General features: G+C 60.3%; 22 protein-coding genes. 17 read left to right on the plus strand and 5 right to left on the minus strand.

All coding sequences use genetic code 11. The features are described 5' to 3' along the window. The first annotated feature begins 1 nt into the window (after position 1). From waaC to CFII68_RS00890, 10 genes are all read left to right on the plus strand, one after another. Positions 2 to 1,060, plus strand: coding sequence for a lipopolysaccharide heptosyltransferase I (gene waaC / locus CFII68_RS00935; RefSeq protein WP_018614087.1), 1,059 nt, complete (start codon positions 2 to 4; stop codon positions 1,058 to 1,060). Further along, complete coding sequence (locus tag CFII68_RS00930) at positions 1,060 to 2,184, plus strand: glycosyltransferase family 4 protein (protein WP_018614089.1); 1,125 nt, start codon at positions 1,060 to 1,062, stop codon at positions 2,182 to 2,184. The genes waaC and CFII68_RS00930 overlap by 1 nt, the downstream gene beginning before the upstream one ends. Beyond that, the gene (rfaP, locus tag CFII68_RS00925; RefSeq protein ID WP_018614090.1) at positions 2,181 to 2,987 is read left to right on the plus strand and encodes a lipopolysaccharide core heptose(I) kinase RfaP; all 807 of its coding nucleotides are present in this window, start codon (positions 2,181 to 2,183) and stop codon (positions 2,985 to 2,987) included. Before CFII68_RS00930 ends, rfaP begins: the two co-directional genes overlap by 4 nt. Beyond that, positions 2,987 to 3,721 (plus strand): lipopolysaccharide kinase InaA family protein, encoded by a 735-nt coding sequence (locus tag CFII68_RS00920; protein ID WP_018614092.1) that lies wholly within the window; start codon positions 2,987 to 2,989, stop codon positions 3,719 to 3,721. The genes rfaP and CFII68_RS00920 overlap by 1 nt, the downstream gene beginning before the upstream one ends. Before the next feature lie 91 nt (positions 3,722 to 3,812). Beyond that, positions 3,813 to 5,252, plus strand: coding sequence for a lipopolysaccharide kinase InaA family protein (locus CFII68_RS00915; protein ID WP_018614094.1), 1,440 nt, complete (start codon positions 3,813 to 3,815; stop codon positions 5,250 to 5,252). 252 nt (positions 5,253 to 5,504) lie between these two features. Then, positions 5,505 to 7,262 carry a carbamoyltransferase gene (locus CFII68_RS00910; protein WP_018614096.1) on the plus strand — a complete coding sequence of 586 codons (1,758 nt, stop codon included), beginning with the start codon at positions 5,505 to 5,507 and terminating at the stop codon, positions 7,260 to 7,262. Then, complete coding sequence (locus CFII68_RS00905) at positions 7,246 to 8,376, plus strand: glycosyltransferase (protein WP_018614098.1); 1,131 nt, start codon at positions 7,246 to 7,248, stop codon at positions 8,374 to 8,376. The genes CFII68_RS00910 and CFII68_RS00905 overlap by 17 nt, the downstream gene beginning before the upstream one ends. A gap of 150 nt (positions 8,377 to 8,526) precedes the next feature. Continuing rightward, positions 8,527 to 9,435: a DUF6625 family protein gene (locus CFII68_RS00900; RefSeq protein WP_024617991.1), complete on the plus strand. Its 909-nt coding sequence runs from the start codon at positions 8,527 to 8,529 to the stop codon at positions 9,433 to 9,435. Positions 9,436 to 9,505: 70 nt separating this feature from the next. Beyond that, a complete protein-coding gene (locus CFII68_RS00895) occupies positions 9,506 to 10,462 on the plus strand; it encodes a glycosyltransferase (protein WP_018614102.1) in 957 nt (318 codons plus the stop codon). Between the two features lie 186 nt (positions 10,463 to 10,648). Beyond that, positions 10,649 to 11,752, plus strand: coding sequence for a glycosyltransferase (locus CFII68_RS00890; protein WP_018614105.1), 1,104 nt, complete (start codon positions 10,649 to 10,651; stop codon positions 11,750 to 11,752). On the opposite strand, the gene CFII68_RS00885 is transcribed toward CFII68_RS00890, so the two are convergent. Then, positions 11,732 to 12,343, minus strand: a complete 612-nt coding sequence (locus CFII68_RS00885; RefSeq protein WP_018614107.1) for a toluene tolerance protein — start codon at positions 12,341 to 12,343, stop codon at positions 11,732 to 11,734. The two genes, CFII68_RS00890 and CFII68_RS00885, sit on opposite strands and share 21 nt — an antisense overlap. 137 nt (positions 12,344 to 12,480) lie before the next feature. On the opposite strand from CFII68_RS00885, the gene CFII68_RS00880 reads away from it, so the two are divergent. The 5 genes from CFII68_RS00880 to CFII68_RS00860 all read left to right on the plus strand — a co-directional run bounded on the left by CFII68_RS00880 (position 12,481) and on the right by CFII68_RS00860 (position 18,647). Further along, positions 12,481 to 13,629 carry an O-antigen ligase gene (locus CFII68_RS00880; protein WP_256211763.1) on the plus strand — a complete coding sequence of 383 codons (1,149 nt, stop codon included), beginning with the start codon at positions 12,481 to 12,483 and terminating at the stop codon, positions 13,627 to 13,629. Positions 13,630 to 13,637: 8 nt separating this feature from the next. Then, positions 13,638 to 15,443: a lipid A export permease/ATP-binding protein MsbA gene (gene msbA, locus CFII68_RS00875; RefSeq protein ID WP_018614111.1), complete on the plus strand. Its 1,806-nt coding sequence runs from the start codon at positions 13,638 to 13,640 to the stop codon at positions 15,441 to 15,443. Between the two features lie 50 nt (positions 15,444 to 15,493). Next, positions 15,494 to 16,102, plus strand: coding sequence for an adenylyl-sulfate kinase (cysC, locus tag CFII68_RS00870; protein WP_018614113.1), 609 nt, complete (start codon positions 15,494 to 15,496; stop codon positions 16,100 to 16,102). Between the two features lie 103 nt (positions 16,103 to 16,205). Then, positions 16,206 to 17,627, plus strand: coding sequence for a bifunctional D-glycero-beta-D-manno-heptose-7-phosphate kinase/D-glycero-beta-D-manno-heptose 1-phosphate adenylyltransferase HldE (gene hldE, locus CFII68_RS00865; RefSeq protein ID WP_018614115.1), 1,422 nt, complete (start codon positions 16,206 to 16,208; stop codon positions 17,625 to 17,627). A gap of 213 nt (positions 17,628 to 17,840) precedes the next feature. Next, the gene (locus CFII68_RS00860) at positions 17,841 to 18,647 is read left to right on the plus strand and encodes a hypothetical protein (protein WP_018614118.1); all 807 of its coding nucleotides are present in this window, start codon (positions 17,841 to 17,843) and stop codon (positions 18,645 to 18,647) included. A gap of 1 nt (position 18,648) precedes the next feature. Here CFII68_RS00860 and CFII68_RS00855 read toward each other — a convergent pair whose 3' ends face one another. The 4 genes from CFII68_RS00855 to CFII68_RS00840 all read right to left on the minus strand — a co-directional run bounded on the left by CFII68_RS00855 (position 18,649) and on the right by CFII68_RS00840 (position 22,173). Further along, positions 18,649 to 19,614, minus strand: a complete 966-nt coding sequence (locus CFII68_RS00855) for a hypothetical protein (protein WP_018614121.1) — start codon at positions 19,612 to 19,614, stop codon at positions 18,649 to 18,651. A gap of 33 nt (positions 19,615 to 19,647) precedes the next feature. Next, complete coding sequence (locus CFII68_RS00850; RefSeq protein WP_018614122.1) at positions 19,648 to 20,460, minus strand: aldo/keto reductase; 813 nt, start codon at positions 20,458 to 20,460, stop codon at positions 19,648 to 19,650. Beyond that, positions 20,457 to 21,632, minus strand: a complete 1,176-nt coding sequence (locus CFII68_RS00845) for an FAD-binding oxidoreductase (RefSeq protein WP_018614124.1) — start codon at positions 21,630 to 21,632, stop codon at positions 20,457 to 20,459. The genes CFII68_RS00850 and CFII68_RS00845 overlap by 4 nt, the downstream gene beginning before the upstream one ends. A gap of 208 nt (positions 21,633 to 21,840) precedes the next feature. Further along, positions 21,841 to 22,173, minus strand: coding sequence for a multidrug efflux SMR transporter (locus CFII68_RS00840; RefSeq protein ID WP_014336267.1), 333 nt, complete (start codon positions 22,171 to 22,173; stop codon positions 21,841 to 21,843). A gap of 103 nt (positions 22,174 to 22,276) precedes the next feature. On the opposite strand from CFII68_RS00840, the gene CFII68_RS00835 reads away from it, so the two are divergent. Together CFII68_RS00835 and waaA are read left to right on the plus strand one after the other, a co-directional pair. Then, on the plus strand, positions 22,277 to 23,167 hold the full coding sequence (locus CFII68_RS00835; RefSeq protein WP_018614128.1) for a LysR family transcriptional regulator: 891 nt from the start codon (positions 22,277 to 22,279) through the stop codon (positions 23,165 to 23,167). A 22-nt stretch (positions 23,168 to 23,189) separates the two neighbouring features. Continuing rightward, positions 23,190 to 24,464 (plus strand): lipid IV(A) 3-deoxy-D-manno-octulosonic acid transferase, encoded by a 1,275-nt coding sequence (gene waaA / locus CFII68_RS00830; RefSeq protein ID WP_033062952.1) that lies wholly within the window; start codon positions 23,190 to 23,192, stop codon positions 24,462 to 24,464. The last annotated feature ends 115 nt before the right edge of the window (positions 24,465 to 24,579 follow it).

The raw sequence follows: 24,579 nt of genomic DNA on the forward strand, positions 1-24,579 counted from the left end.
CTTGCGGGTATTGCTGATCAAGACCTCTTCGCTGGGGGATGTGGTCCACACCCTGCCGGCGCTGACCGACGCGGCGCGGGCGATTCCTGGCATCAAGTTCGATTGGGTGGTGGAAGAAGGCTTCGCCGAAATCCCCACCTGGCACCCGGCTGTGGGCAAAGTCATTGCGGTAGCGATCCGTCGCTGGCGCAAGAACCTCTGGCAAACCATCAAGAGTGGCGAATGGCGACGCTTCAAGCAGGGCGTGCGCGCTGAAAAGTACGATCTGGTCATCGACGCCCAAGGCCTGCTGAAAAGCGCCTGGCTGACCCGCTACGTCAAGGCCCCGGTGGCCGGCCTGGATAAAAATTCGGCCCGTGAGCCCCTGGCGGCGCGCTTTTATTCCCGGCGCCTGGCGGTGGCTCGCGGTCAGCATGCGGTCGAGCGCGTACGGCAGCTATTTGCCCTGGCGCTGGGTTATGACTTGCCGCAGACCCAGGGCAGCTATGGTCTCGACATCGACCGATTGGTGGAATTGCCACGCCCCTATCCCTATGTGGTGTTCCTGCACGGCACGACCTGGGAGTCCAAGCACTGGCCCGAACTTTACTGGCGCCAGCTCACCGAGCGCATGGGGCAGTTCGGCGTAGTGGTCAAATTGCCGTGGGGCAACCCGGCCGAGAAGGCCCGGGCCGAACGCATCGCCAGCGGGCTGCGTAACGCCTTGGTGCTGCCGAAGCTGAACCTCGGCGGGATGGGCAAGGTGCTTGCCGGCGCCCAGGCCTGCGTGGCGGTGGACACCGGTCTCGGTCACCTGGCCGCGGCCTTGGACGTGCCGACCATTTCGCTGCTCGGCCCCACTAATCCAGTGCTGACCGGCGCCTATGGCAAGGGCCAGATTCACCTTGCCAGTGATTTCCCTTGCGCGCCATGCATGCAGAAACATTGCACTTACCCGCCGACCGCCGAAGATGCCCGGCGGTTTGACCTGAAACGCGAGCAGCCCCTGTGCTTCACGCGTCTGAACCCCGAGCGTGTTGCCAGCCACCTGAGCACGTTATTGGCTGAGGAGCCGCGCTGATGCAATTGGCTTTTGTCCTTTATAAGTACTTCCCCTTTGGTGGCCTGCAGCGTGACTTCATGCGCATCGCCCTGGAGTGCCAGCGACGCGGTCACCAGATCCGTGTCTACACGCTGATCTGGGAAGGTGACGTGCCGCCCGGCTTCGAAGTGCTGGTAGCGCCGGTCAAGGCGCTGTTCAACCATCGCCGCAACGAGAAGCTCAGTGCGTGGATGGAGGCCGACCTGGCCAAGCGCCCGGTGGACCGTTTGATCGGCTTCAACAAGATGCCCGGCCTGGACGTGTACTACGCCGCCGACGGCTGCTTCGAAGACAAGGCGCAGAACCTGCGCAATTCGCTGTACCGGCGCTGGGGCCGCTACCGGCATTTCGCCGAGTACGAGCGGGCAGTGTTCGCCAAGGACGCGAAGACCGATGTGCTGATGATCTCCGAAGTCCAGCAGCCACTGTTCATCAAGCACTACGGCACGCCGCTGGAGCGCTTTCACCTGCTGCCACCGGGCATCGCCCAGGACCGCCGTCGGCCTGCCGACGCCGACGAGATCCGCGCGGCGTTCCGGGCCGAATTCGAGCTGGCCGAGGACGACCTGCTGCTGGTGCAGATCGGTTCCGGGTTCAAGACCAAGGGCGTGGATCGCAGCCTCAAGGCCCTGGCCGCGCTGCCAACCGAATTGCGAAAACGCACCCGGCTGTTTGTAATCGGCCAGGACGACCCCAAGGTATTCCAACTGCAGAGCGCCGCACTGGGGCTCGGTGACAATGTGCGGTTCCTCAAGGGCCGCAGCGACATCCCGCGTTTCCTGCTGGGCGCCGACCTGTTGATCCATCCGGCGTACAACGAGAACACCGGCACGGTACTGCTCGAAGCGCTGGTGGCCGGGTTGCCGGTGCTGGTCAGCGCGGTGTGTGGGTACGCCCATTACATCGCCGAGGCCGACAGTGGCCTGGTGCTGGACGAGCCGTTCGAACAAGCACAGCTCACCGAGTACCTGGTGCGCATGTTGAACGATGCCGAGGCCCGGGCGACCTGGAGCCGCAACGGTCTGGCCTTCGCGGAGACGGCCGACCTCTACAGCATGCCGCAGCACGCGGCCGATGTGATATTGGCGGAGCAAGCACAATGAAGTTGATGCTGGCCGAACCGTTCAAGAGCCTTTGGGCCGGGCGCGATGCGTTCGCCGAAGTCGAGGCGCTCAAGGGCGAGGTCTATCGTGAACTGGAAGCCCGGCGCACCTTGCGCACGGAGGTGGACGGTCGCGGTTTTTTCGTGAAGATCCACCGCGGCATTGGTTGGGGCGAAATCTTCAAGAACCTGCTGACCGCCAAGCTGCCGGTACTGGGCGCGGGTCAGGAATGGAAGGCAATCCAGCGTTTGCAGGAAGTCGGGGTGCCGACCATGACCGCCGTTGCGTATGGCGAGAAAGGCAGCAATCCGGCCGACCAGCATTCGTTCATCGTCACCGAAGAACTGGCGCCGACCGTCAGTCTCGAAGATTTCAGCATGGACTGGGTCAAGCAGCCTCCAGAGCCCAAGCTCAAGCGGGCGCTGATCGCCGAAGTGGCGCGCATGACCGGCATGATGCACCGCGCCGGAGTCAATCATCGTGACTGCTACATCTGCCACTTCCTGCTGCACACCGATAAGACGGTGACGGCTGAAGATTTCAAGCTTTCGGTGATTGACTTGCACCGTGCGCAGGTCCGCGAAACCATCCCCAATCGCTGGCGTAACAAAGACTTGGCTGCACTGTATTTTTCGATAATGGACATTGGTCTGACTCGCCGCGACAAGTTGCGTTTTCTCAAGGGCTATTTCCAGCAGCCGCTGCGCCGGACGCTGGTCGAAGAGGCTTCACTGCTGACCTGGCTCGAAGGCAAGGCCAACAGGCTATATGCACGCAAACTGCGCTACGGGGGCGCGCTCTGATGTCGGGTTGGGTACTGGAACCTTCCTACGCTGGGCTGACAAAAGATTTTGGCAGCCTCGATGCGGTGTTTGCTCTCCAGGGGGAGCGCCTGACTCGCGACCCGCTGTCGGAGGTGATCCGGGTACAGCGCGACGGCGTGAATTATTACGTCAAGCGCTACACCGGGGCCGGCAAGGGCTTGCGGCGTTACTTGGGCAAGCCACGGGTCAAGTCCGAATGGCAGAACCTCAAACGCTTCGCCAAGTGGGGCATTCCCACGGCCGAAATTGTCGCCTGGGGGCTGGAGCGTCACGGAGCGGTCTACGCCCGTGGTGCGATGATCACGCGAGAGCTGCCTAATACCGAGGATCTCTCGGTCTTGGCCGACCGTCATGATCCAAGGCTGGCGGATCGTGCCTGGGTCGATGGTGTGAGCCGTCAGCTGGCGGCCCACACCCGAACCATGCACGATCATCGTTTCACCCATAACGATCTAAAGTGGCGCAACCTGCTGATCGACGACCAGTCACGGCTGTTCCTGATCGACTGTCCCAATGGCGATTTCTGGCATGGCTTCTGGCTCAAGTACCGCATCACCAAGGATTTGGCATGCCTCGATAAAGTGGCCAAGTATCATTTGTCGGCCACTCAGCGTCTGCGCTTTTACCTGCAATATTGCCAGCGCGACCGGCTCGATGCGGGCGACAAAAAACGCATCCGTCACGTGGTGAGGTTTTTCGAGGGGCGGGAATGACTTGTTTCTCGGTCGCTGAACGCCGGCCACTGCCGGAGCACCCATGGATGACTCGCCCAGGCGCTCAACGCAGCCATAAGGAGGTCCGCTGATGAATTTGTCCGAACTGAAAAACGCCGGACGCAGCCCGAGCCTGCCGCTGAGTCTGGAGTTGGCGGACGCGGCGGGTCCGGCGCAACTGCAATTGCTTTCACTGTTGAGAGTATTGCCAGGGCAGCGCTACGTCGGTGCCGGCGTCTGGCGTGGCCGGCCGGTGCTGGCCAAGCTGCTGGTGGGCAGCAAGGCGCCCCGGCATTTTCAGCGAGAGCTGCAAGGCGTTCGCCTGCTGGCGGAGCAGGGGCTGACGACGCCGCTGCTGCTGGCCGATGGCCTGAAGGAAGGCGAAGGCGGCTGGCTGCTGTTCGAACTGCTGGAAGACGCCGAGAGCCTGGGGGACGCCTGGAAGCAGGTCGAGCACTTGCCATTGCTGGCCGATGATCAAACGGCGGTATTGGCCGAAGCCTTGGGGGCCATCGCGCAACTGCATGGCAAAGGCCTGTGGCAGGAAGACCTGCACCTGGACAATCTGTTGCGCCATGACGGCAAGCTCTATTTGATCGACGGTGCCGGCATCCGCGCCGAAACGCCGGGTCAACCACTGTCGCGGCACAAAGTGCTCGAAAACCTTGGGGTGTTTTTCGCCCAATTGCCCAAATCCCTCAAGCCGTTCAATGAAGAGTTGTTGGTGCATTACCTGCTGGGTAACGCCGAGCACGCACTGCCCATGGAAGCGTTGCAAAAACAGATCGACAAAGTACAGGCCTGGCGTCTGAAGGACTTTCTGGAAAAGGTCGGGCGCGAGTGCAGCTTGTTCAGCGTGAAGCGCGGGCCGTTCGGCCTGCAGGCGATCCGCCGTGATGAAGAGGCGGCCATGGCGCCCGTGCTGGAGCAGGCCGATGCCTTGCTTGCCCAGGGCCATCTGTACAAGGACGGTGGGTCGGCGAGTGTAGGTAAAGTCGAAGTGTGCGGGCGCACCCTGCTGATCAAGCGCTATAACATAAAAAGCTTCGCCCACTGGCTCAAGCGCTTCTGGCGCCCGAGCCGTGCCTGGCATGCCTGGCGCGAGGGGCATCGCCTGGCGTTCCTCGGCATCGCCACCCCCAAGCCGCTGGCGTTGTTTGAAAAGCGTTTTCTGTGGTTGCGCCTCGGCGCTTACCTGGTAACCGAGCATCTGTCGGGTCCCGACGTCATCGAGCGCTTCGCCCCTTACGTGGAAAATGGCGACGCTCCTGAGGCTGAATTGCTGGCGCTGGACCGGCTGTTCGTCGACCTGATACGAGAGCGCATTAGCCACGGCGACTTCAAGGGCCACAACCTGCTCTGGCAGAACGACCGCTGGGTGCTGATCGACCTGGATTCCATGTGCCAACACCGCACCCACGCCAGCTTCGCCCCGGCCTACGCCCGGGATCGGGCGCGGTTCATGCGCAATTGGCCGCAGGACAGTGCGCTGTATCGGGTGATTGATCAGCGGTTGCCCAAAAGTTTTTGAATGATGCCCGATAGCTGCTTCGGTACGTCTCCTGCGTAGGAGCTGCCGAAGGCTGCGATCTTTGTTTGATCACTTGAGGGTCAAGGGAAAGATCAACATCAAAAGATCGCAGCCTTCGGCAGCTCCTACGAGGCTTGCCAGCGCTTTTAAGTTATAATCCCGCCCTTTAGCTGCCCCGCCCCCTTGGCGCGCGGCACATCCATTTTCCGCGGCGCTTGTCGCCCGTATGCAGACATTAAGAGGCTAGACCCTGTGGCATTGACGATTCTTGGCCTGTCCGGCGCCCTTAGCCATGATCCTTCCGCTGCGTTGTACATTGACGGCAAGCTGATCGCGGCGGCCGAGGAAGAGCGCTTCGTACGCGATAAACATGCAAAGAACCGCATGCCCTACGAGTCGGCGAAGTTCTGCCTGGAGCAGGCCGGCATCAAGCCTTCCGACGTCGATGTGGTGGCGATCCCCTTCGCTCCGATCAGTCTGTTCGGCGAGGCGCGCTGGCACTACGCCAAGCGTTACTGGTACGCCCCGGACCGCGCCCTTGACGCGATCCTGATGGGCAATCGTCGTTACAAGCGCTATCGCCGCAAGATCGTCTGGTGCCTGGAGCAACTGGGTTTCGACCCGAAAAAGATCAAGATCGAGCCGGTCGAGCACCACCTGGCCCACGCCTCCAGCGCCTATCACTGCTCGGGCTTCCAGGAAAAAACCGCGATCCTGGGCATCGACGGCAAGGGTGAATACGCCACGACCTTCTTCGGCTACGGCGAAAACGGCAAGATCCACAAGATCAAGGAATTCTTCGACCCGGACTCCCTGGGCGGCCTGTACGGCGCGATCACCGAGTTCCTCGGTTTTGAAATGCTCGACGGTGAGTTCAAGGTCATGGGCATGGCGCCCTATGGCGATGCCACCAAGTACGATTTCTCGCGCCTGGCCTCGTTCGAAAACGGCGAACTGGTGATCAACACCGACTACGCCAACGTGATCGGCCTGCGCCGCTATAAAGAGAAGGGCAAGGGCTTCTACTTCTCGCCGAAGCTGATCGAATGGCTCGGCCCGAAACGCGAAGGCGACATCGCCGACGAACCGTACATTCACTACGCGGCGAGCATGCAAGCGCTGTTCGAGAAGCTCGCGCTGCAAATGATCGACCACTACCTGGGCGACGTGCTCAAGGAAACCGGCAAGCTGGCGTTCGCCGGTGGCTGCGCGTTGAACGTCAAGCTTAACCAGAAGATCATCGCCCGCGACGACGTCAAGGAGCTGTTCGTGCAACCGGCTTCCGGTGACGCCGGTACTGCGGTAGGTGCGGCGGCTTATGTGTCCCACGCCCGTGGCGTGCCGGTAGAGAAGATGGAACACGTCTACCTCGGCCCGGCCTACAGCAACGAAGACGTGATCGCTGCGTGCGCCCGTCATCCGAGCAAACCTGTGTGGCGCAAGATCGACAACACCCCCGAGCGCATCGCCAAGATCATGGTCGACGGCAACCCGGTGGCCTGGTTCCAGGGGCGCATGGAGTTTGGCCCGCGCGCCCTGGGTGGTCGTTCGATCATCGGTTGCCCAAGCGCCAGCGGCGTGGCCGATCGGATCAACGAGCAGATCAAGTTCCGCGAGCGCTGGAGGCCTTTCTGCCCATCGATGCTCGACACCGTTGCGCCGCAGATGATCAAGGTCGACCACCCGGCGCCGTTCATGACCTTCACCTTCGAAGTGGCCGAAGAGTGGAAAACCCGCGTGCCGGAAGTTGTCCATGAAGACGGCACGTCCCGGGCCCAGGTGCTCAAGCGCGAATACAACCCGCGCTACTACGACATGATGAAGGCCCTGGAAGTCCTGACCGGCAACGGCGTGTCGCTGAACACTTCGCTCAACCGTCGTGGCGAACCGATGATCTGCTCGCCGACCGACGCGCTGAACATGTTCTTTGGCTCCGACCTGCAGTACCTGATCATGGAAGATATTCTGGTGGTCAAAGACGGCGTAGATGCTTATGACACGCTCGGCTGAGCGACATGTGCTGCAGTTCTGCCACGGCTATGATGGGCCGTTCCTGGACTGCGCCCGTCAATACGCCAGTCTGTTCGTGGGCACCGGGTATCGTGTGACCACGGTATTCCTGACTGGCATGGCCGATGCTGAAGTCGCCGCCGGTTGCGCCTCGGACGAGGTGCTGTTCATGGAGTACAGCTCCAGCGAAATCAGAAGCTTGAAGTTGGGTGCCATTGCCGATCTGCGCAAGATCGTCGCCTCGCGCAACTTCAGTTTTTGTATCGCCCATCGTTTCAAGCCGGTCTACATCGCTCTGCTCGGTACTCGCTTGCCGGTAATAGGCGTGCACCATGCCTTTGGTGATTACCAGCGGCGTACGCGCCGGCTGTTCGCCCATGTCTTTCGCAAGCGCCTGGGCTTGCTCGCGGTCTCCGACGCGGTGCGTGACGACATCCGCCATTGCTTGCCAAAATGGCCGGCCAGTCGAATCCAGACCCTCTACAACCGCATTGATCCCGATGCTTTGCAAGCCCACCAGGTCCCCAGGGACGAAGCGCGGAACACCCTCGGACTCGAAGTAAACGCCTGGATTGTTGGTAATGTTGGCCGCCTGCATCCGGACAAGGATCAGGCAACGCTGCTTCGAGGTTTTGCCGCCGCGCTGCCCTACTTGCCGGCCAATAGCCAGTTGGCGATCCTGGGGAAGGGGCGGCTGGAACGTAACCTCAAGGAGCTCTCCCTGGAGCTGGGCGTCGCCGATCGTGTGTTGTTTCTAGGTCAGGTGCCTGACGCGCGCCGTTATTTTCGCGCCTTTGATGCCTTTGTCCTGAGCTCGGATCATGAGCCGTTCGGCATGGTGCTGCTCGAGGCCATGGCTGCGGGCGTTCCGTTGCTGGCTACAGCGTGCGGCGGCGCGGAGGAAGTGGTAGAGGGAGTCGGTATACTGTTTCCGCTCGGCGACGCCGAACATATGGCCCAAGGGCTACAACACCTGGCGGCGATGGATGATCTGCAACGTCGCCAGTGTGCCGAACTGATGCTTGAGCGCTTGCATGAACGTTTTTCGGATTACGCTGTGCGCAAGGCATTTTGGCGTTTGCCTCAAGTCCTTGAGTTGGCACCGAGGAACTGATATCTACCCGATTTCGAGGCGGGTGCGAGAGGCTGTTTTTTTCGCCCGGCACTCAGGCGTCACGCGCGTTCCCGGCTGTTATTATCTGCCGAGCACAACAGCACCTAAAGGGGGCCTTATGTCCTTCTCGTTAGTGAATGTGAGTTTATTGTGATCAATCCTTGCCCGCGTATTCTTTTTGTCATTCCCTATTTTGGACGCTGGCCGTTCTGGATGCCGTTGTTTCTGGAAACCTGTCGACGTAACGCTGATATTGATTGGTTGTTGTTCAGTGATTGTGGTGTGCCGGAAAATCTGCCGCCCAATGTGACCGTCGAAACCATTACCTTCGAGGCGTATTGCCGGTTGGTCTCCCAGCGACTGGGCATCGACTTCAGGCCAGCACAGGCCTACAAGCTGTGTGATATCAAACCTGCCCTTGGCTATATTCATGTCGACCGTCTCGAAGGTTATGATTTTTGGGCTTATGGCGACATCGACTTGTTGTACGGCAATCTTCGTGAGTACTTCACAGCTGAACGCCTGGCCGCTCATGATCTCTTCTCAACTCATGAGCGACGTGTTGCTGGTCACTTGTGCTTGATGCGCAACACCGCACGCACACGTGAAGTCTTCAAGCTGATCAAGAACTGGAAAGAACGCTTCGCCGATGATCAGCATCATGCGCTGGACGAAGGGGCGTTCAGCCGTATTTTCTTGTGGCGAAAGAATTTTCCCCGACCTCTGTTTACCCTGGTGGGTAAATTCAATCCGTGGCGTCGACGCAGCGAATTCACCGAAGCGTTCAGCACGCCGGGCGGCTGTATAAAGTGGCATGACGGTACGAAGAACTTCCCCCAGCGCTGGTACTGGCGCAACGGCCGCCTGACCAATGACCGGGATGGAGATCGTACGTTTCCGTACTTTCATTTCATAACCTGGAAGCACAATGAGTGGCCGGCCTTGCCCATGCCAGACCCTGCATGGCTACAACAATTGGCGGCATCGCCTGCCTGGGAAATCGACGCGAAGGGTTTCCACCCGGGAACGTTATTAGTGAGCGCTACTGCGGTCCGATGACCATGCTGACTGGGCGCACCGGTTCGGCTTCGGGGTGTTTATCAAGTCGTTCAGTGCCGCAAGGAAAACGATGAAAGTTCTGTTTTTGGTGCAGAAAGAACAGCGGGCCATCCTGGACCGACTCTACGAAGGCGTGGCCGCTCATTGCGAATGCGACTTGCGCTGGCTCGACAGCAAGGAACAACGCAACCTGCGGGGGTACTTCCGCCGCCATGTAGACGTATCACGTTATGATCGGATCGTATTTTTCCTGCGCTTCAAGCAGGAAATTCGTCAGGCCGGCTTCATCCGCACGATCCCCAACCTGGTGATCCTCGAGCACGACGCCTATCAGAATTACATACCCTGCAAATACACGGGCAAGTTCAGTGCGCATTACCGTCGGCTGCCTTGGGCGCGGGTGATCAGTTCCGGCTTCATGGTTGCCGAACGTTTGCGTGGTGAAGGTTTCGATGCGGTTTTCGTGCCCAAGGGCTACGATCGATCGTTATTGCAGAATCAGGGCCGTGAGCGGGATATCGAGTTGGCCTTCGTCGGAAGCGTCAAAAGCGCTGCCTATAGCGCTCGCAAGCAGCTGTTGGACGAACTGGCGCGTGTTGAACCTCTGGTTGTGACCCGCACCCAGTCCGGCGAAGAGTACTGTGACACCTTGAACCGTGTCCGCTTTTTCGTCAGCGCCGATGTAGGCATGGGCGAATTCATGATCAAGAATTTCGAGGCCATGGCTTGCGGCTGCGTGCTGTTGGCGTTCGATCAGGGTGCTGAGGAAGCACGTGCGCTGGGCTTGCAAGATATGCATAACGTTGTGCTATATCGGGATATCCCGCACCTCCAGGAAAAACTTTCAAGGCTGCGTGCCGATCCAGAACTGGCGCACAGTATCGCTCGTAACGGCGAAAGTCTTGCGCTGGAACAGTTTGGTTTTGCGCGTATTGGGGAAAAAATAGTGGAGGCATTGGAGCCACCGCTGCGGCTGCGTGAGCCGTTGAGTTTGCTTGAGAAATGGCGTCAGAAGCTGGGCATATGAAAGAAACGAGAGGCCGTCCGAGTGCCGGACGGTATTTGACTAAACGGTGTTTCGGTGTGGTTTTCGGAGCGTGAGCAAATCATGCTCGTACTCATCCTCTTGCTCGGAGCCGGTGTTGGTTGGCTTTTCAACGATTGAGTATCTCGATGCGTGAATCCCGGTCCGAGTTAGAAGGATTGCTGCTCAATGAGCATTGTTAATGTTATGTGGGCAGGCGGTTTACCATTTGCTTCGGTCCATAAGGTCCATTGTCAGATAATTTCACAGATTGATTCTGCGTTGCCCGTCAAGACGTGGCTCCTGCAAGGCTCGGCATCCGCTTGTCAGGAAAACATGGGCGCGGCGCGGGAATGGAACCTGGCTTCAGCCCGGCTCAAGGGCCGGCACTTCTGGCGTTTGCTCAAGCCCTGGATGCATAGCCGTTTTCGCCGGGCTTTGCTCGATGACGAAGCCCGAGTGGTGCTCCTCGACGGTATTGGTGTGGTTCGTACGCTGTTACCCGTTCTGAAGTCGTTGCCGCACGTTCGGGTGGTGGTTGTTTTCCACGGCGCGACACGGTTCAACGCCAAGAGCAAGCAGCTATTGCGCGACTTTCCTTCCTCCCGCCTGGTGTTGGCGGCAGTCTCCGAGACACTGGCAGCCTCGCTTCAGGACGAGTTGGGTGTCCAGGTCACCGCCTTGCGCAGTGCTTTCGATCCCGTCGCATTCCAATCTCGCCTCGTCACTCGCGAAGAGGCGCGTGCCCGGTTGGGGTTGCCTCAGGCAGGGGTTCGAATATTCGGTGCGATAGGGCGGCTGGTGGAAAAAAAAGGCTTCTCCAGCCTTTTGGAAGCTTTTGCCATTGCGGCTTTGGATCAGCCTGACTGGCGCTTGGTGATAGTCGGCGAAGGGCCTGCTCGCCGGGCACTGGAAGCGCGAGTCGCCCAACCGGATTTGACCGGTAAGGTGATGCTGGCTGGGCATCAGGAGGATGTCGTTAAGCTGTACAAAGCGTTCGATTGGGTAATGATCCCCTCTTTTGAAGAGGGGCTTGGCCTCATTCTTCAAGAAGCAGTCCTGTCCGGTATTCCGGTACTCGCCAGTGATCTGGCCGTGTTTCGGGAGCAGTTGGCCGATGTCGGCTGGTATGTACCTGCTGGCGAAACAATCGCGTGGAGCGAGGCAATTATCAGAGCCTCGCTGGCTCAGACCGATGCGGTGTCGGCGGCGCAATACCAGGCATTGGCACCGGACGAGGCGTGGGTGAGCTTCTGCCGGACCGCCCAGGGGTTAATCTCGGGTGGGAAATAAAGCGTCTTCCAGCGCCTGCATCGGAAAGCTTTCGTTCAGGTTCTCTCGGGTAATATAGCGAGCGAAATGCTGTAGATTGCGGCGTGCCAGGTAACGTGGCAGTGGTGAGCGCAGGAAGCGCATGTCAGCCACATCAATCAATCCCAATCTGTTTTCAGGTGTGACGACAATGTTGCCCAGATGCAACGAGCGGAAATAAATGCCGCTGGTGTGCAATTGGCGGATGAGCTCGACCAGCGCAGGAAGGATAGGCTGCCAGCTGAATCGCTCCTGATTCGATAGTTGGCGCAAAGTTTTTCCGGGGAGTGGTCGATACAGTACTGCAGTTATTCCAGGCTTTTCCAATTTGAAGAACGCTTGAACGTGAAGTGTCGGTACGTCGAGCTCCCGCAGACGGGCCGCATTTTCAATGAATCGCCGTGAATAAGGCTTTAGAAGAGCCGAAGAAATGAGCCGTTTGCGGCGAAACAGCTTAAGGATATTTCCATCCCGTAGCAGATAGACTTTTGGGCCGTAGCTATCGGTTTCCAGAATACTGGCGCCTTCAATCAATTGATTCAAAGCGCCTTCGGAAAGCCGTGAGGACTGCATCATAGAAAAACCTTGTGGAAAGAACGGGTGCCATGACGGGTCATGATGCCCAAAAGTTTTTGTTTTCACTATGCCAGTTTGGTTGGAATGCCGTTTAGGAGCGATAGATGCAGGGGTCACGTTGGGTTCAGGGGTGGATGGCATTTGGTTTGTTATGGTTTTTGCTCGCTATCGCGCTGGCGCCGACCAATAAAATCTATCAACAAGGGCTGGTTGTCTTTTTATGGTTGCCGGCGATCCTGTTTGCTTGGCCTGCCCGCAATCGCTTGCTGGAGCTGTGGCGGGCACAACGCTTTATTTATCTGGCCTTGTTGGCGCTGGCGGTCTGGGCATTGATTACCCTGTCCTGGGCCGAAGCCTCCGAGCCCGTCCGCGAAATAAAACGCTTGTTCTACATCATGGTGTTCCTGCTGTTTTTCGCGATCTTTGCCGATGGTCGTCCGGAGCGTGTGATCCGTTTTATGCAATGGGGTGGCCTGGGGCTCGCACTGATCGCCTTGTTAAGCCTTGTCAGATATTACGGTATCGAGGGGCATCAATGGACGGCGCGCCTGGAAGGGCTGGGCAAGTTGGCCCATCCGATTCTTGGAGCATACGTGGCGGGACTGGCGGCAATCTGGATGTTGCACTGGATGCCGCGCCAAACAGGGCTGCAAATCCTTTGGGGAGTGGCCTTGGCAATGTTAGGGATGTTTGTCGTGACGAGCCAAAGTCGCGGCGCGGCGTTGGCCTTGTTGCTCAGCGTACTGGCCATGCCGCTTTACTGCCGGGACCAGCGTACCCGCGTCATCTCCGCCACGGTTTTGGTGCTGGCGATGCTGACCTTTTGGCTGCTGGAACCCCTGGTGATGGCTCGTGGTGCTTCTTATCGCCCTGAAATCTTCATGTCGAGCCTGCAAATGATTGCCGAGCGTCCATGGGGTGGTATTGGTTTGGCAGGTGATTATCGGGTCCCTGTTGGTGGTAGATTATTTGATCACGCTCATAATCTGTTCACCCACATTGCCATTCAGCTGGGCTTGCCAGGCTTGTTGCTATGGTGTCTCGTCTGGTTCGCTGTGCTGCGTGAGGCTTGGCGTACCAAAGATACCCCGCTGGGCCAAGGCGTATTGGGCATGTGGATATTCTCGCTTCTGGCGATGCAGTTCGACGCTGCGAGCCTGACGGGAACCCCGCGTGCCGAATGGTTTATCAGTTGGTTGCCGATTGGCCTGGCCAGCGTTTTGACCTGGGCGCGGCCAAACCCGGTGGCTGTGATAAAATCCCGCGCTCTTCCTAACCAGTGAGCTCGACGATGAGTGACGCACCGCCTAAAGCGGAACAGGATTCCAGCCTGAAGATCTATCTACGGTTGCTGGGATACGTCAGACCTTACATAGGCATTTTCTCGCTGAGTATCGTGGGCTTCGTGATATTCGCGTCCACCCAGCCCATGCTGGCCGGAATTCTCAAGTATTTCGTCGACGGCTTGAGCAATCCCGATGCGGTACTTTTCCCCAATGTGCCGTACCTGCAGGACTTGAAACTGCTGATGGCCGTGCCGTTGTTGATCATCCTGATCGCTGCCTGGCAGGGCCTGGGGTCGTTCCTGGGGAACTACTACTTGGCCAGGGTCTCGCTGGGCTTGGTGCATGATTTGCGCGTCGAGCTGTTCAACAAGCTGCTGGTGCTGCCCAACCGATACTTCGATACCCATAACTCAGGGCATCTTATTTCTCGGATCACCTTCAACGTGACCATGGTCACCGGTGCGGCCACCGACGCCATCAAGGTCGTGATTCGCGAAGGTCTCACCGTGGTGTTTCTCTTCACGTACCTGGTATGGATGAACTGGAAGCTGACGCTTGTCATGTTGGCGATCCTGCCGCTCATCGCGGTGATGGTCAGCAGTACCAGCAAGAAATTCCGCAAGCAGAGCAAAAAGATTCAAGTGGCCATGGGCGACGTGACCCACGTAGCCTCCGAAACCATCCAGGGCTACCGCGTCGTGCGCAGCTTTGGCGGTGAGGCGTATGAAGAGAAACGCTTTGCCAGTGCCAGCCAGAGCAATACGGATAAGCAATTGCGCATGACTCGCACGAGCGCGGTCTATACGCCGATGTTGCAATTGGTCATCTACACCGCCATGGCGGCCTTGATGTTCCTCGTGTTGTTCTTGCGCGGCGAAGCGACGGCGGGCGACCTGGTGGCCTATATCACCGCGGCGGGTTTGCTGCCCAAGCCGATTCGGCAGCTCTCCGAAGTCAGCTCTACGATCCAGAGAGGGGTGGCGGGCGCGGAAAGCATCTTCGAACAGTTGGATGTCGAACCCGAAGTCGACACCGGCACGGTAGAGCAAGAGCGCGTCAGCGGCCGTCTCGATGTGCGCAACCTGAGCTTTACCTACCCAGGTGCCGATCGAGAGGTGCTCAAGGACATCAGTTTCACAGCAGCGCCTGGGCAGATGATTGCCCTGGTAGGGCGTTCGGGCAGTGGCAAATCGACGCTCGCCAGTCTCATCCCACGTTTTTATCACCACGAAGTCGGCCAGATTCTACTCGACGACGTGGAAATTGAAGATTATCGACTGCGCAACTTGCGTCGCCATGTCGCCCAGGTGACCCAGCACGTCACGTTGTTCAATGACACAGTGGCCAACAACATCGCCTATGGCGACCTGGCCGGTGCGCCGCGGGCCGATATCGAAAAAGCCGCCCGAGACGCCTACGCGATGGATTTCATCGAGCAACTGCCCCAAGGCCTGGATACCGAGGTGGGCGAAAATGGCGTGCTGTTGTCCGGTGGCCAGCGTCAGCGACTGGCCATTGCCCGGGCGTTGTTGAAAAACGCCCCACTGCTGATTCTCGATGAGGCGACTTCAGCGCTGGACACCGAGTCCGAGCGGCATATCCAGTCCGCGCTGGACCAAGTCATGAAAGGCCGCACGACCTTGGTCATCGCTCATCGCCTGTCCACGATCGAAAAAGCCGACCTGATCCTGGTCATGGACCAGGGGCGTATCGTGGAGCGCGGCAGCCATGGCGAACTTCTCGCGCAAAACGGCTATTACGCGCGTCTTCACGCCATGGGGCTGGATGCCCCGGCCCAGGACATCGCCTGAATACGAGCCGAAGGCTATGCTCTGCTGCACACGACAATGGAATGCACGATATGCACGAGGCATCAAAGGGAGCAACGCAGCAATCGCAGATGCGCTCTGATGCGCTATCACTTTCCCCCGCGAGTCGGGCAGCCATAAAGAATCAGCGGCCTCGCTGTATCTGGTTGACCGGGCTTTCGGGGGCGGGCAAGTCGACGCTAGCCAATGCCTTGGAAGTCCGGCTCCACGAGCAAGGGCTACACACGGCCCTGCTGGATGGCGACAACTTGCGCAAGGGCTTGTGCAGTGACTTGGGGATGGACGCCGGGGCCCGAAGAGAGAACGTCCGGCGAATAGCCGAAGTGGCACGTTTGATGGTCGAAGCCGGGCTCATCGTCATTGTCGCGGCAATCTCTCCCTTTCGCGCCGACCGGGACGCCGCCCGGCGGTTTTTTGCCAAGGGCGCTTTCGTGGAAGTTTATGTCAGCACGCCTTTCGACGTCTGTGCCCAGCGCGATCCCAAAGGCTTGTACCGAGAAGCGCTCGCCGGACGAATCAAGGATTTCACCGGACTCGACAGCCCTTACGAGCCGCCGCTTGCAGCCGAATGCGAAATCGATACTAGCGAGGTGGGGCTGGCCCAGGCCTGTGAGCACATGATTGCGTTGGCGCAAAAATAATAATGAAGGTTGCGGATAATGCTTCGTGTTACAGCCATGGAAGAGCCTTCCTCAACCCTGTGCTAATATCGCGCCCCTGTTCATTTTGTATGTGGGATGCTCCATGAAGTTGTCCATGCCGCGATTCGATCAAGCCCCTGTATTGGTGGTCGGCGATGTCATGCTCGACCGCTACTGGCATGGCGGTACCTCACGGATTTCCCCTGAGGCCCCGGTACCGGTGGTCAAGGTCGAGCACATCGAGGATCGCCCCGGTGGTGCCGCCAACGTTGCCCTGAACATCGCCGCCCTCGGCGCGCCGGCCTCCCTGGTGGGCGTGACCGGCGACGACGAGGCTGCCGACAGCCTGACCAACAGCCTCAAGGGCGCTGGCGTACGGGCGATATTCCAGCGCATCGCGCACCAGCCGACTATCGTCAAGCTGCGGGTCATGAGCCGTCACCAGCAACTGCTGCGCATCGACTTCGAAGAACCTTTCGCCACCGATCCCTTGGCCCTCGGTGCTGAGGTCGACAACCTGCTCGAAGGCATCAAGGTCCTGGTGTTGTCGGACTACGGCAAAGGTGCGTTGAAAAACCACCAGGCGCTGATCCAGGCCGCCCGTGCCCGTGGCATTCCGGTCCTGGCCGATCCCAAGGGCAAGGACTTTTCCATCTACCGTGGCGCGAGCCTGATCACCCCGAACCTCAGCGAATTCGAAACCATCGTCGGCGGTTGCGCCGATGAGCACGAGCTGGTGAGTAAAGGCGCCCAGCTGATGCATGACCTGGATCTCGGGGCGCTGCTGGTGACCCGCGGTGAACACGGCATGACCCTGCTGCGTCCTGATCATCCGGCCTTGCACCTGCCGGCCCGTGCCCGTGAAGTGTTCGACGTGACGGGTGCCGGTGACACGGTGATTTCCACCCTGGCGGCAGCGATTGCCGCCGGTGAAGAGCTCCCCCATGCGGTCGCCCTGGCGAACCTGGCGGCGGGCATTGTCGTCGGCAAGCTGGGTACTGCTGCGATCAGTGCGCCGGAGCTGCGTCGCGCCATTCAGCGCGAAGAGGGTTCCGAGCGCGGTGTGCTGGGGCTGGAGCAACTGCTGCTGGCCGTCGACGACGCGCGTGCCCACAACGAAAGAATCGTCTTCACCAATGGGTGCTTCGACATCCTCCATGCCGGCCATGTGACCTACCTCGAGCAGGCCAGGGCCCAGGGTGATCGCCTGATCGTTGCAGTCAACGACGACGCATCGGTGAGCCGCCTCAAAGGGCCGGGCCGGCCGATCAACAGCGTTGATCGACGCATGGCGGTCCTGGCCGGCCTTGGCGCGGTGGATTGGGTCATCAGTTTCAGCGAGGGCACGCCGGAAAACCTGCTTCGCCAGGTCAAGCCGGATGTGCTGGTCAAGGGCGGCGATTATGGCGTCGACCAAGTTGTGGGCGCCGATATCGTTGCGGCCTATGGCGGCGCGGTGAAAGTGCTGGGACTGGTGGAAAACAGCTCGACGACAGCCATCGTCGAGAAGATTCGTGGCCGGTGATGTCTTCACCCGATGGTTTTGGGAGGGGGCGGTATGGCACGCGCCTTTCCCGTCGCCTGGCCCGCTCGTGAGCATTGCTTCGTCCCGTTTGGCAGTAACCCGCTTACGAGCGTCATGTTGTCGGTAGTGAACGTACAGTCGCGTTGAAGAGGTCCGGCAACCTGGCGTGATATCGCTGGGGCGAATTGTTTTATTACGGTAGGGGCGGGACGTGTGTTGAAAATTGCGCTGGCATTTTTTGGTATCCCGAGGAATTCGGAAGTCTGTTTCCCGTCCATTGAAAAAAACGTTCTTGCACAAATCCCTGCCGGGAGCGAAGTGCAGTGCTTTTACCACTTGTACAAAATCGATGAAGTTCACAATCCGCGTTCCGGTGAACAAGGCAAACTGGATGCGGACAACTATTCACCCTTCACCACAATGACCGGTCGACTCGATTCCATTGAGGGGGTTCTGGAGCGCTGGGACTTCGAGAGGGTCAAGGCGTTTGGTGATACATGGGGGGATCAGCATGCGTCGCTCAGAAACCTGATCTATCAGCTCAACTCCCTGAACAGTGTCACGGCTATGATGGAGCCATTTGATCCAGACTTCGTCGTGTTCGTTCGGCCCGACATTTTCTTTCACACGACGCTTCCCAGCTATGTGTTTGCTCGTCCCGAAGCTCGCAGGTTGAATGCCTATATTCCGGACTGGCAATGGTGGAACGGTTTGAACGACCGATTTGCGATCTGCGGGCGTGACGCCTACCGTGCCTATGGCTCGCGTATCGAGCGTATTTTCGATTTCTGCGAGGTAACCGGCAGGAAGCTGCATTCCGAACGGTTACTCAAATTTGCGCTGCAGCAGGCGCATATCAAAGTCTTCACCCTGCCGACCACGGCATCTCGCGTACGGATTAATGGCAATTTCGCTGAAGAGTCGTTCTCTTCCAAGCGCGGCATGGGCAAACGCGAGAATCGTTATTTTCGTCTCTTCGCGCGGTGGCGGACCTACCTCGATAGGCGCTCCTCCACCTGACCTACTTGTGTAGCGTCCCACGAACCATGCGCATCAAGCCCATGGCTTTCTTGTGCAAGCCTTTGAGGCCTTGGCGATGTGGGGTCGGAGCCTTCAGGCCTTGTTTGACAAGCCAATCTTTCCAGCGGATGCGTTCGTCGCGCACCACCCAGCCCTCTTGGCTGGCGAAACTCTCCGCCAGGTACAGCCCCCGGGTGCTGGCTGGGTACAACTGATCCTTTTTCAGGGTGTACAGCTCGGGCAAGGGCTGCCCATCCTGCAGCGGCATCAGGTACAGGTCGGGCCGCTTGCGGTCCAGGCGCGCCACCAACAGGTCACCTTCCAGTCGCTCATCGACGTGAAACAAACTCAGGGACTTGGCTTCCTTGGGCACATCCAGGCGCAAGTCATAGATCAGTTGCAGCGATGCCGTCGGCAGGTGCACGTAGGCCCGTGGTCGCTCGATCAGTTGCAGGTTGGCGCTGCGCACCGGGCGTGCCGAGCCCGACAGTGGCGTCAGCCGGAACGGCAAGGCTTCGCGGTAATGCAGGGCCGTGGCGTAGGGGGCTGGCAGCCAGGTGTCGTTGAAGCGCCCGCCAAGCCAGCCTTCTGGGGTTTCCAGCAGGCATTCCTCGGCAATTTCGCTGATGGCGGTGAGCAGCGGCAGGTTCAGTTCGTGGGCCGGGACGTAGCCGGATATCAGCTTGAGCACCACATCGCCGCGATCCTGTCGACGCTGGCGCACTAGCACCCAATAGTCGCGGTTCTGCCAATGCAGGGTCAGGCGCACCGAGACGCCCAGGTTCGCCAACTCCAGGGAAAAACGCTCGGCATCGGCCACCGCGACAGGACGGCGGCGCTGCAAGGTCTGGGCGAAATTCAGCGGCATCCCGACGCTCTGGTAAGTCAGGCCTTCGGGGGTCGCTTCGACGAACAGGGGCAGGGTCTTGAAGTTACTCGGGTTCTTTCTGATGAGCGTACGCGGCATGTCGGCTCCTTCCTTCAGGCCGCGTGGGCGGCGTCAGTGTTTACGCAGGACCGTGGCGACGGTCGCGACGTTATGGGCGAGGTGCAGCGGATTGATGGTGCCGACAATAGCACTGGCGACCCCAGGATGCTCAAACAACAGTTCGAAGCTGGCGCGAACCGGGTCTACCCCGGGGCTCAGGCAGACGTGGCCGCTGGCCAGGGCCTTTTTCACCAGGATCGCTTTGCCGTGTTCGCTGGCGTAGTCAATGACAGCCTTTTCGTTTCGTTCGTTCAGATTGTAGGTGACCATCGCGCAATCGCCTTGCTCCAAGGCCTTCAAGCCGCCGTCGACGGTCTTGCCGGAAAAACCGAAGCCGCCGATCTTGCCCTCGCGCTTGAGCGCCGCCAGGGTCGGGTAGACCTCGCTGTCGTTGAGGATCGCCAGGTCGTTGCCATCCGAATGCACCAGGACCAGGTCGATATAGTCGGTTTCCAGGCGCTTGAGGCTGCGCTCCACCGAAAATCGGGTATGGGCGGCACTGAAGTCATGGCGTGACTGGCCGTCGCTGAACTCTTCGCCGACCTTGCTGACAATCACCCAGTCCTGGCGTTGGCCGCGCAGCAGCGGGCCGAGGCGCTCTTCGCTGCGACCATAGGCCGGCGCGGTGTCGATCAGGTTGATACCCAGGTCGCGCGCCAGTTTGAGCAACATGCGCGCTTCGTCGTCATCGGGGATCCGAAAGCCGTTGGGGTATTTGACGCCTTGGTCGCGACCGAGCTTGACGGTGCCCAGGCCCAGGGGGGAGACGCGCGGGCCGTCATGGCCCAGGGGGCGATAGAGGTCATGCAGGGTCGGTTGGCTCATGGCAGCAGTTGCTCCCAGGCAGGCACGCCCATCGGCGGCTTCGGCAGGTCCGGCAGTGGGGCCGGGTGGCTTGGCTGGATGCCATCGCGTTGCAGGACATTGACCACCCGATCAGCGAAGTCCGGGGCCAGGGCCAGTTTGGTTGGCCAACCCACCAGCAGTCGATCCTGCTCGGCGAGGAAGGCGTTGTCCGGACGGGTCAGGCCCGACTGCAACGGTTCGGCGCGGTCAACCCGCAGCGTGGCCCATTGCGCGGTGCTCAGGTCAACCCAAGGCAACAATTGGCCGAGTTCTTTCTGGGCGGCGGCGATCTGCGCGGCAGGCTCGCGGGTCACGCCATCGCCTTCGGCCAGATCACCACCCACGTACCAGACCCATTGGCCATCGGCCGCCGGATGAGTGGTCACGGTGACGCGCGGCTTCGGTCCACCGCCCAGGCAATGGGCGTAGAGCGGCTTGAGGCTGGGGCCCTTGACCAGGACCATGTGCAGCGGCCGGCGCTGCATGGCTGGCTGGTCCAGGCCCAAGGCGTTGAGCAGGTCGGCGGTGCCGCCCCCGGCGCTGAGGACAATGCGTTGCGCGCGAATCTCGCGGCCATCGACCTTGAGTCCGATCAGCTCGCCCCCTTCGCGCAGCGGTTCGATGTGTTGCCCGGCCAACAAGCTGTCGCCGGCCAGTTCCGCCAGGCGCGCGATCACGCTCGGCACGTCCACCACCAGCTCGGCCAGGCGATAGACCTTGCCCTTGAAGCGCTTGTCTTGCAGGGCCGGCGGCAACTGGTCGCCCTTGACCTGATCGACCCGCCCGCGCACGGCCTTGCTGGCAAAGAAACTGGTGAGGTTGCCGGCCAGGGTGCCGGGGGACCAGAGGTAATGGGCATCGGACAGCATGCGCACGCCGGACAGGTCCAGCTCACCTTCACCTTTCAGGGCTTCGCGCCAGCGACGCGGCATGTCGGCGATGGCTTCCGAGGCACCGGTCAGGGCGCCGTGCAGGGCGTACTTGGCGCCACCATGGATAATGCCCTGGGATTTGACACTCTGCCCGCCGCCGAGGCTGGCGCTTTCCACCAGCACGGTCGAAAAACCCTGGCGACGCAGGCGTGCATTCAGCCAGAGACCGGCGACGCCTGCGCCGACAATCAGAATGTCGGTGGAAATAACGGATGACATGAGCGACCTCAGTGTTCAAGACGAGGGCGCAGTATACAGACTCGATGCAGAGGGAATTTGTTGGCGGTCAACCTGTGGGAGCAAAGCTTGCTCGCGATACGGGCGCCTCGGTTCCAGAGAGACCGCGTCGTTTTCATCGAGGGCAAGCCTTGCTCCCACAGATTCCCCCTTGCCGAACATGTGTTTTCAGTCCTTTTAATCCGTGTTTTCAGTGGCCAGCAGTCTTGGAAAACAGCTGGATCACCACCACCCCCAACACAATCAACGCCATCCCCAGCATCGCCGGCACGTCCAGTTTCTGCCCATAGATGAACAGCGCCGCCACGCTGACCATCACAATCCCCAGCCCGGCCCAGACCGCATAGGCCACGCCCACCGGTACGGTGCGCACCACCAGCGTCAGCATCCAGAACGCGGTGCCGTAGCCGACGACGACCAGCAGCAAAGGCAGAGGTGTGCTCAGGCCCTTGATCGCTTTCATCGAAACGGTGGCGATGACTTCGGCGCAGATGGCGATGGCCAGGTAGTAGTAGGCGTTCATGGGCGGTTCCTCTTCGACGGTTGCGTCTTTCGATGGGGCCATTCTAGAGATGGCTCAGATGCGGTAAAGTCATTACCTATCTGTAATCAAGATAGGTTGAGCCATGAACGTGCAGTGGAACCTGGAGCAATTGCGGCTGTTTGTCGGGGTCGCCGAGAAACGTTCGTTTTCGGCCGTGGCCCGGGATCAGCGCAAGGCCCAATCGGCCATCAGCAGCGCGATTGCCTTGCTGGAGGACGACTTGGGGGTGAGCCTGTTCGAGCGCAGCAGCGGCCGGCAGCCCAGGCTCACCGACGCGGGAGAAGCCTTGCTTGAAGAGGCCCGGGAAGTGCTGCGTCAGTGCGAGCGCCTCAATGGCCGGGCCCTGGCCCTGATGCGCGGGCAGGAAGCGTCGCTGCGCCTGGCCCAGGACGAAGCCATGCCTTATCAACCGGTCATCGACAGCCTGGCGGCCCTGGCCGAGCAATTCCCCACCCTCGAAGTGCAACTGGCCAGCGCCGCCCAAGGCGATGTGGCGCGCAAACTGGTGGAGCGCCGCGCCGACCTCGGCTTGCTGTTCTATCACGACCAGATCCCCGAGGCGCTGGAGCGCCGGGTGCTGGGCAGCGTCGAGATGGTCACGGTGTGTGGCAGGGGGCACCCGCTGGCGAACCATGACTATGTGACCTGCCGGGAAATGGCCCGGCACCGCCAGTTGTTGATGGCCACCCAGTCCAGTGTCTATCCCGGCAGTGAGCAGGCCAGCCCGCAAGTTTGGCGGGCTGACAGTTTCTATGTACTGGCCGAATGGCTGAGGAGTGGCCTGGGCTGGGCCTGGCTGCCTCGGCATGTGGTGCAATACCCGGCGTACCTGGGCGACATGGTCGAGCTCAGCAGCGAATGGACCCCGCCGGCCCTGGTGGTGGAACTGGTCTGGCGCCGCGACGAACCCCTGGGTCCGGCCGCCCGTTGGCTGGCGGAACGTTTTGCCGTGCAGTTGCAGGCGATTGGCTGAAAAACCGATAAACTCCGCCGCCATGAACAGAACTCTCTATAGCGCGTTGTTTTACTTGGGGCTGCCACTGGTAGCGATTCGGCTGTGGTTGCGGGCCCGCAAGGCGCCGGCTTATGCCCGGCGCATCGGCGAGCGGTTTTCCTGGGGGCTGCCGGTCATGGTGCCGGGGGGCATCTGGGTCCACTCGGTGTCGGTGGGCGAGAGCATCGCCGCCGCGCCGATGATCCGCGCCTTGCTGCAACGTTATCCACAGCTGCCGATTACCGTCACCTGCATGACGCCCACCGGTTCGGAGCGGATCCGCGCGTTGTTCTCCGGCGAGCCGCGCATCCAGCATTGCTATCTGCCTTACGACTTGCCCTGCGCCGCCAAGCGTTTTCTCGACCGGGTTCGCCCGTCCCTGGCGGTGATCATGGAAACCGAGCTGTGGCCCAACCACATTCACCAGTGTGCCAAGCGTGGTATTCCCGTTGCTTTGGCTAACGCGCGGCTGTCGGAGCGTTCGGCACGGGGCTATGGGCGTTTTCCCAAGCTCACCCGGCCGATGCTCGCCGAGATGAGCCTGTTCGCCGTGCAGACCGAAGCCGAAGCCGAGCGTTTTCGCCAGCTGGGCGCCCGGGCGGAAACCGTCGAGGTCACCGGCTCGATCAAGTTCGACCTGACCATCGACCCGCAACTGCTCGAAGACGCCAGTGCCTTGCGTCGCCAGTGGCAGGCTACCGAGCGCCCGGTGTGGATCGCCGCCAGTACCCATGAGGGCGAGGACGAAGTGGTGTTGGCCGCCCACCGTCGGTTGCTCGACAGCTACCCCGATGCGTTGCTGATTCTGGTGCCGCGTCATCCTGAGCGTTTCGACTCCGTGCACCAGTTGTGTGAAAACGAAGGCCTGGTCACGGTGCGGCGCTCCAGTGGGCAAGCGGTCACCGCCCAGACGTCGGTGTTGCTCGGCGATACCATGGGCGAACTGCTGTTTCTCTACGCGTTGGCCGACAGTGCGTTTGTCGGTGGCAGCCTGGTGCCCAACGGTGGACACAACCTGCTCGAGCCGGCGGCGCTGGCGAAACCGGTGCTCTGCGGGCCGCACTTGTTCAACTTCCTCGAAATCGCCGCGCAACTGCGCGCTGCCGGTGCGCTGGCGGAAGTGGACGATGCCGAAAGCCTGGCCCTGGCAGTGCAGCGCCTGTTCGAACTGCCCCGCGATGCCCAGCGCATGGCCGAGGCGGGGCTTGCGGTGATGCGCACCAATCAGGGCGCGTTGCAGCGCTTGCTGGAGGGGTTGGGGCGGTTGCTCGGCTGAGTCTCTAGGGAGGCGAGGGAAGGTTTTTCCAAAACCTCCTGTGGGAGCAAAGCTTGCTCGCGATACAAGCGCCTCGGTTCCAGAGAGACCGCGCTGTACTCATCGCGGGCAAGCC

This window comes from Pseudomonas sp. CFII68 (assembly GCF_000416195.1).
Lineage (GTDB): Bacteria > Pseudomonadota > Gammaproteobacteria > Pseudomonadales > Pseudomonadaceae > Aquipseudomonas > Aquipseudomonas kilonensis.

What these genes read in the sequence shown, in the direction of transcription:
- CFII68_RS00930 (WP_018614089.1), top strand. Translation starts at nt 1,060, where the DNA reads ATGCAATTGGCTTTTGTCCTTTATAAGTACTTCCCCTTTGGTGGCCTG.
- rfaP (WP_018614090.1), top strand. Translation starts at nt 2,181, where the DNA reads ATGAAGTTGATGCTGGCCGAACCGTTCAAGAGCCTTTGGGCCGGGCGC.
- CFII68_RS00920 (WP_018614092.1), top strand. Translation starts at nt 2,987, where the DNA reads ATGTCGGGTTGGGTACTGGAACCTTCCTACGCTGGGCTGACAAAAGAT.
- CFII68_RS00915 (WP_018614094.1), top strand. Translation starts at nt 3,813, where the DNA reads ATGAATTTGTCCGAACTGAAAAACGCCGGACGCAGCCCGAGCCTGCCG.
- CFII68_RS00905 (WP_018614098.1), top strand. Translation starts at nt 7,246, where the DNA reads ATGACACGCTCGGCTGAGCGACATGTGCTGCAGTTCTGCCACGGCTAT.
- CFII68_RS00895 (WP_018614102.1), top strand. Translation starts at nt 9,506, where the DNA reads ATGAAAGTTCTGTTTTTGGTGCAGAAAGAACAGCGGGCCATCCTGGAC.
- CFII68_RS00890 (WP_018614105.1), top strand. Translation starts at nt 10,649, where the DNA reads ATGAGCATTGTTAATGTTATGTGGGCAGGCGGTTTACCATTTGCTTCG.
- CFII68_RS00885 (WP_018614107.1), bottom strand. Translation starts at nt 12,343, where the DNA reads ATGCAGTCCTCACGGCTTTCCGAAGGCGCTTTGAATCAATTGATTGAA.
- CFII68_RS00880 (WP_256211763.1), top strand. Translation starts at nt 12,481, where the DNA reads ATGGCATTTGGTTTGTTATGGTTTTTGCTCGCTATCGCGCTGGCGCCG.
- msbA (WP_018614111.1), top strand. Translation starts at nt 13,638, where the DNA reads ATGAGTGACGCACCGCCTAAAGCGGAACAGGATTCCAGCCTGAAGATC.
- cysC (WP_018614113.1), top strand. Translation starts at nt 15,494, where the DNA reads ATGCACGAGGCATCAAAGGGAGCAACGCAGCAATCGCAGATGCGCTCT.
- hldE (WP_018614115.1), top strand. Translation starts at nt 16,206, where the DNA reads ATGAAGTTGTCCATGCCGCGATTCGATCAAGCCCCTGTATTGGTGGTC.
- CFII68_RS00855 (WP_018614121.1), bottom strand. Translation starts at nt 19,614, where the DNA reads ATGCCGCGTACGCTCATCAGAAAGAACCCGAGTAACTTCAAGACCCTG.
- CFII68_RS00850 (WP_018614122.1), bottom strand. Translation starts at nt 20,460, where the DNA reads ATGAGCCAACCGACCCTGCATGACCTCTATCGCCCCCTGGGCCATGAC.
- CFII68_RS00845 (WP_018614124.1), bottom strand. Translation starts at nt 21,632, where the DNA reads ATGTCATCCGTTATTTCCACCGACATTCTGATTGTCGGCGCAGGCGTC.
- CFII68_RS00840 (WP_014336267.1), bottom strand. Translation starts at nt 22,173, where the DNA reads ATGAACGCCTACTACTACCTGGCCATCGCCATCTGCGCCGAAGTCATC.
- CFII68_RS00835 (WP_018614128.1), top strand. Translation starts at nt 22,277, where the DNA reads ATGAACGTGCAGTGGAACCTGGAGCAATTGCGGCTGTTTGTCGGGGTC.
- waaA (WP_033062952.1), top strand. Translation starts at nt 23,190, where the DNA reads ATGAACAGAACTCTCTATAGCGCGTTGTTTTACTTGGGGCTGCCACTG.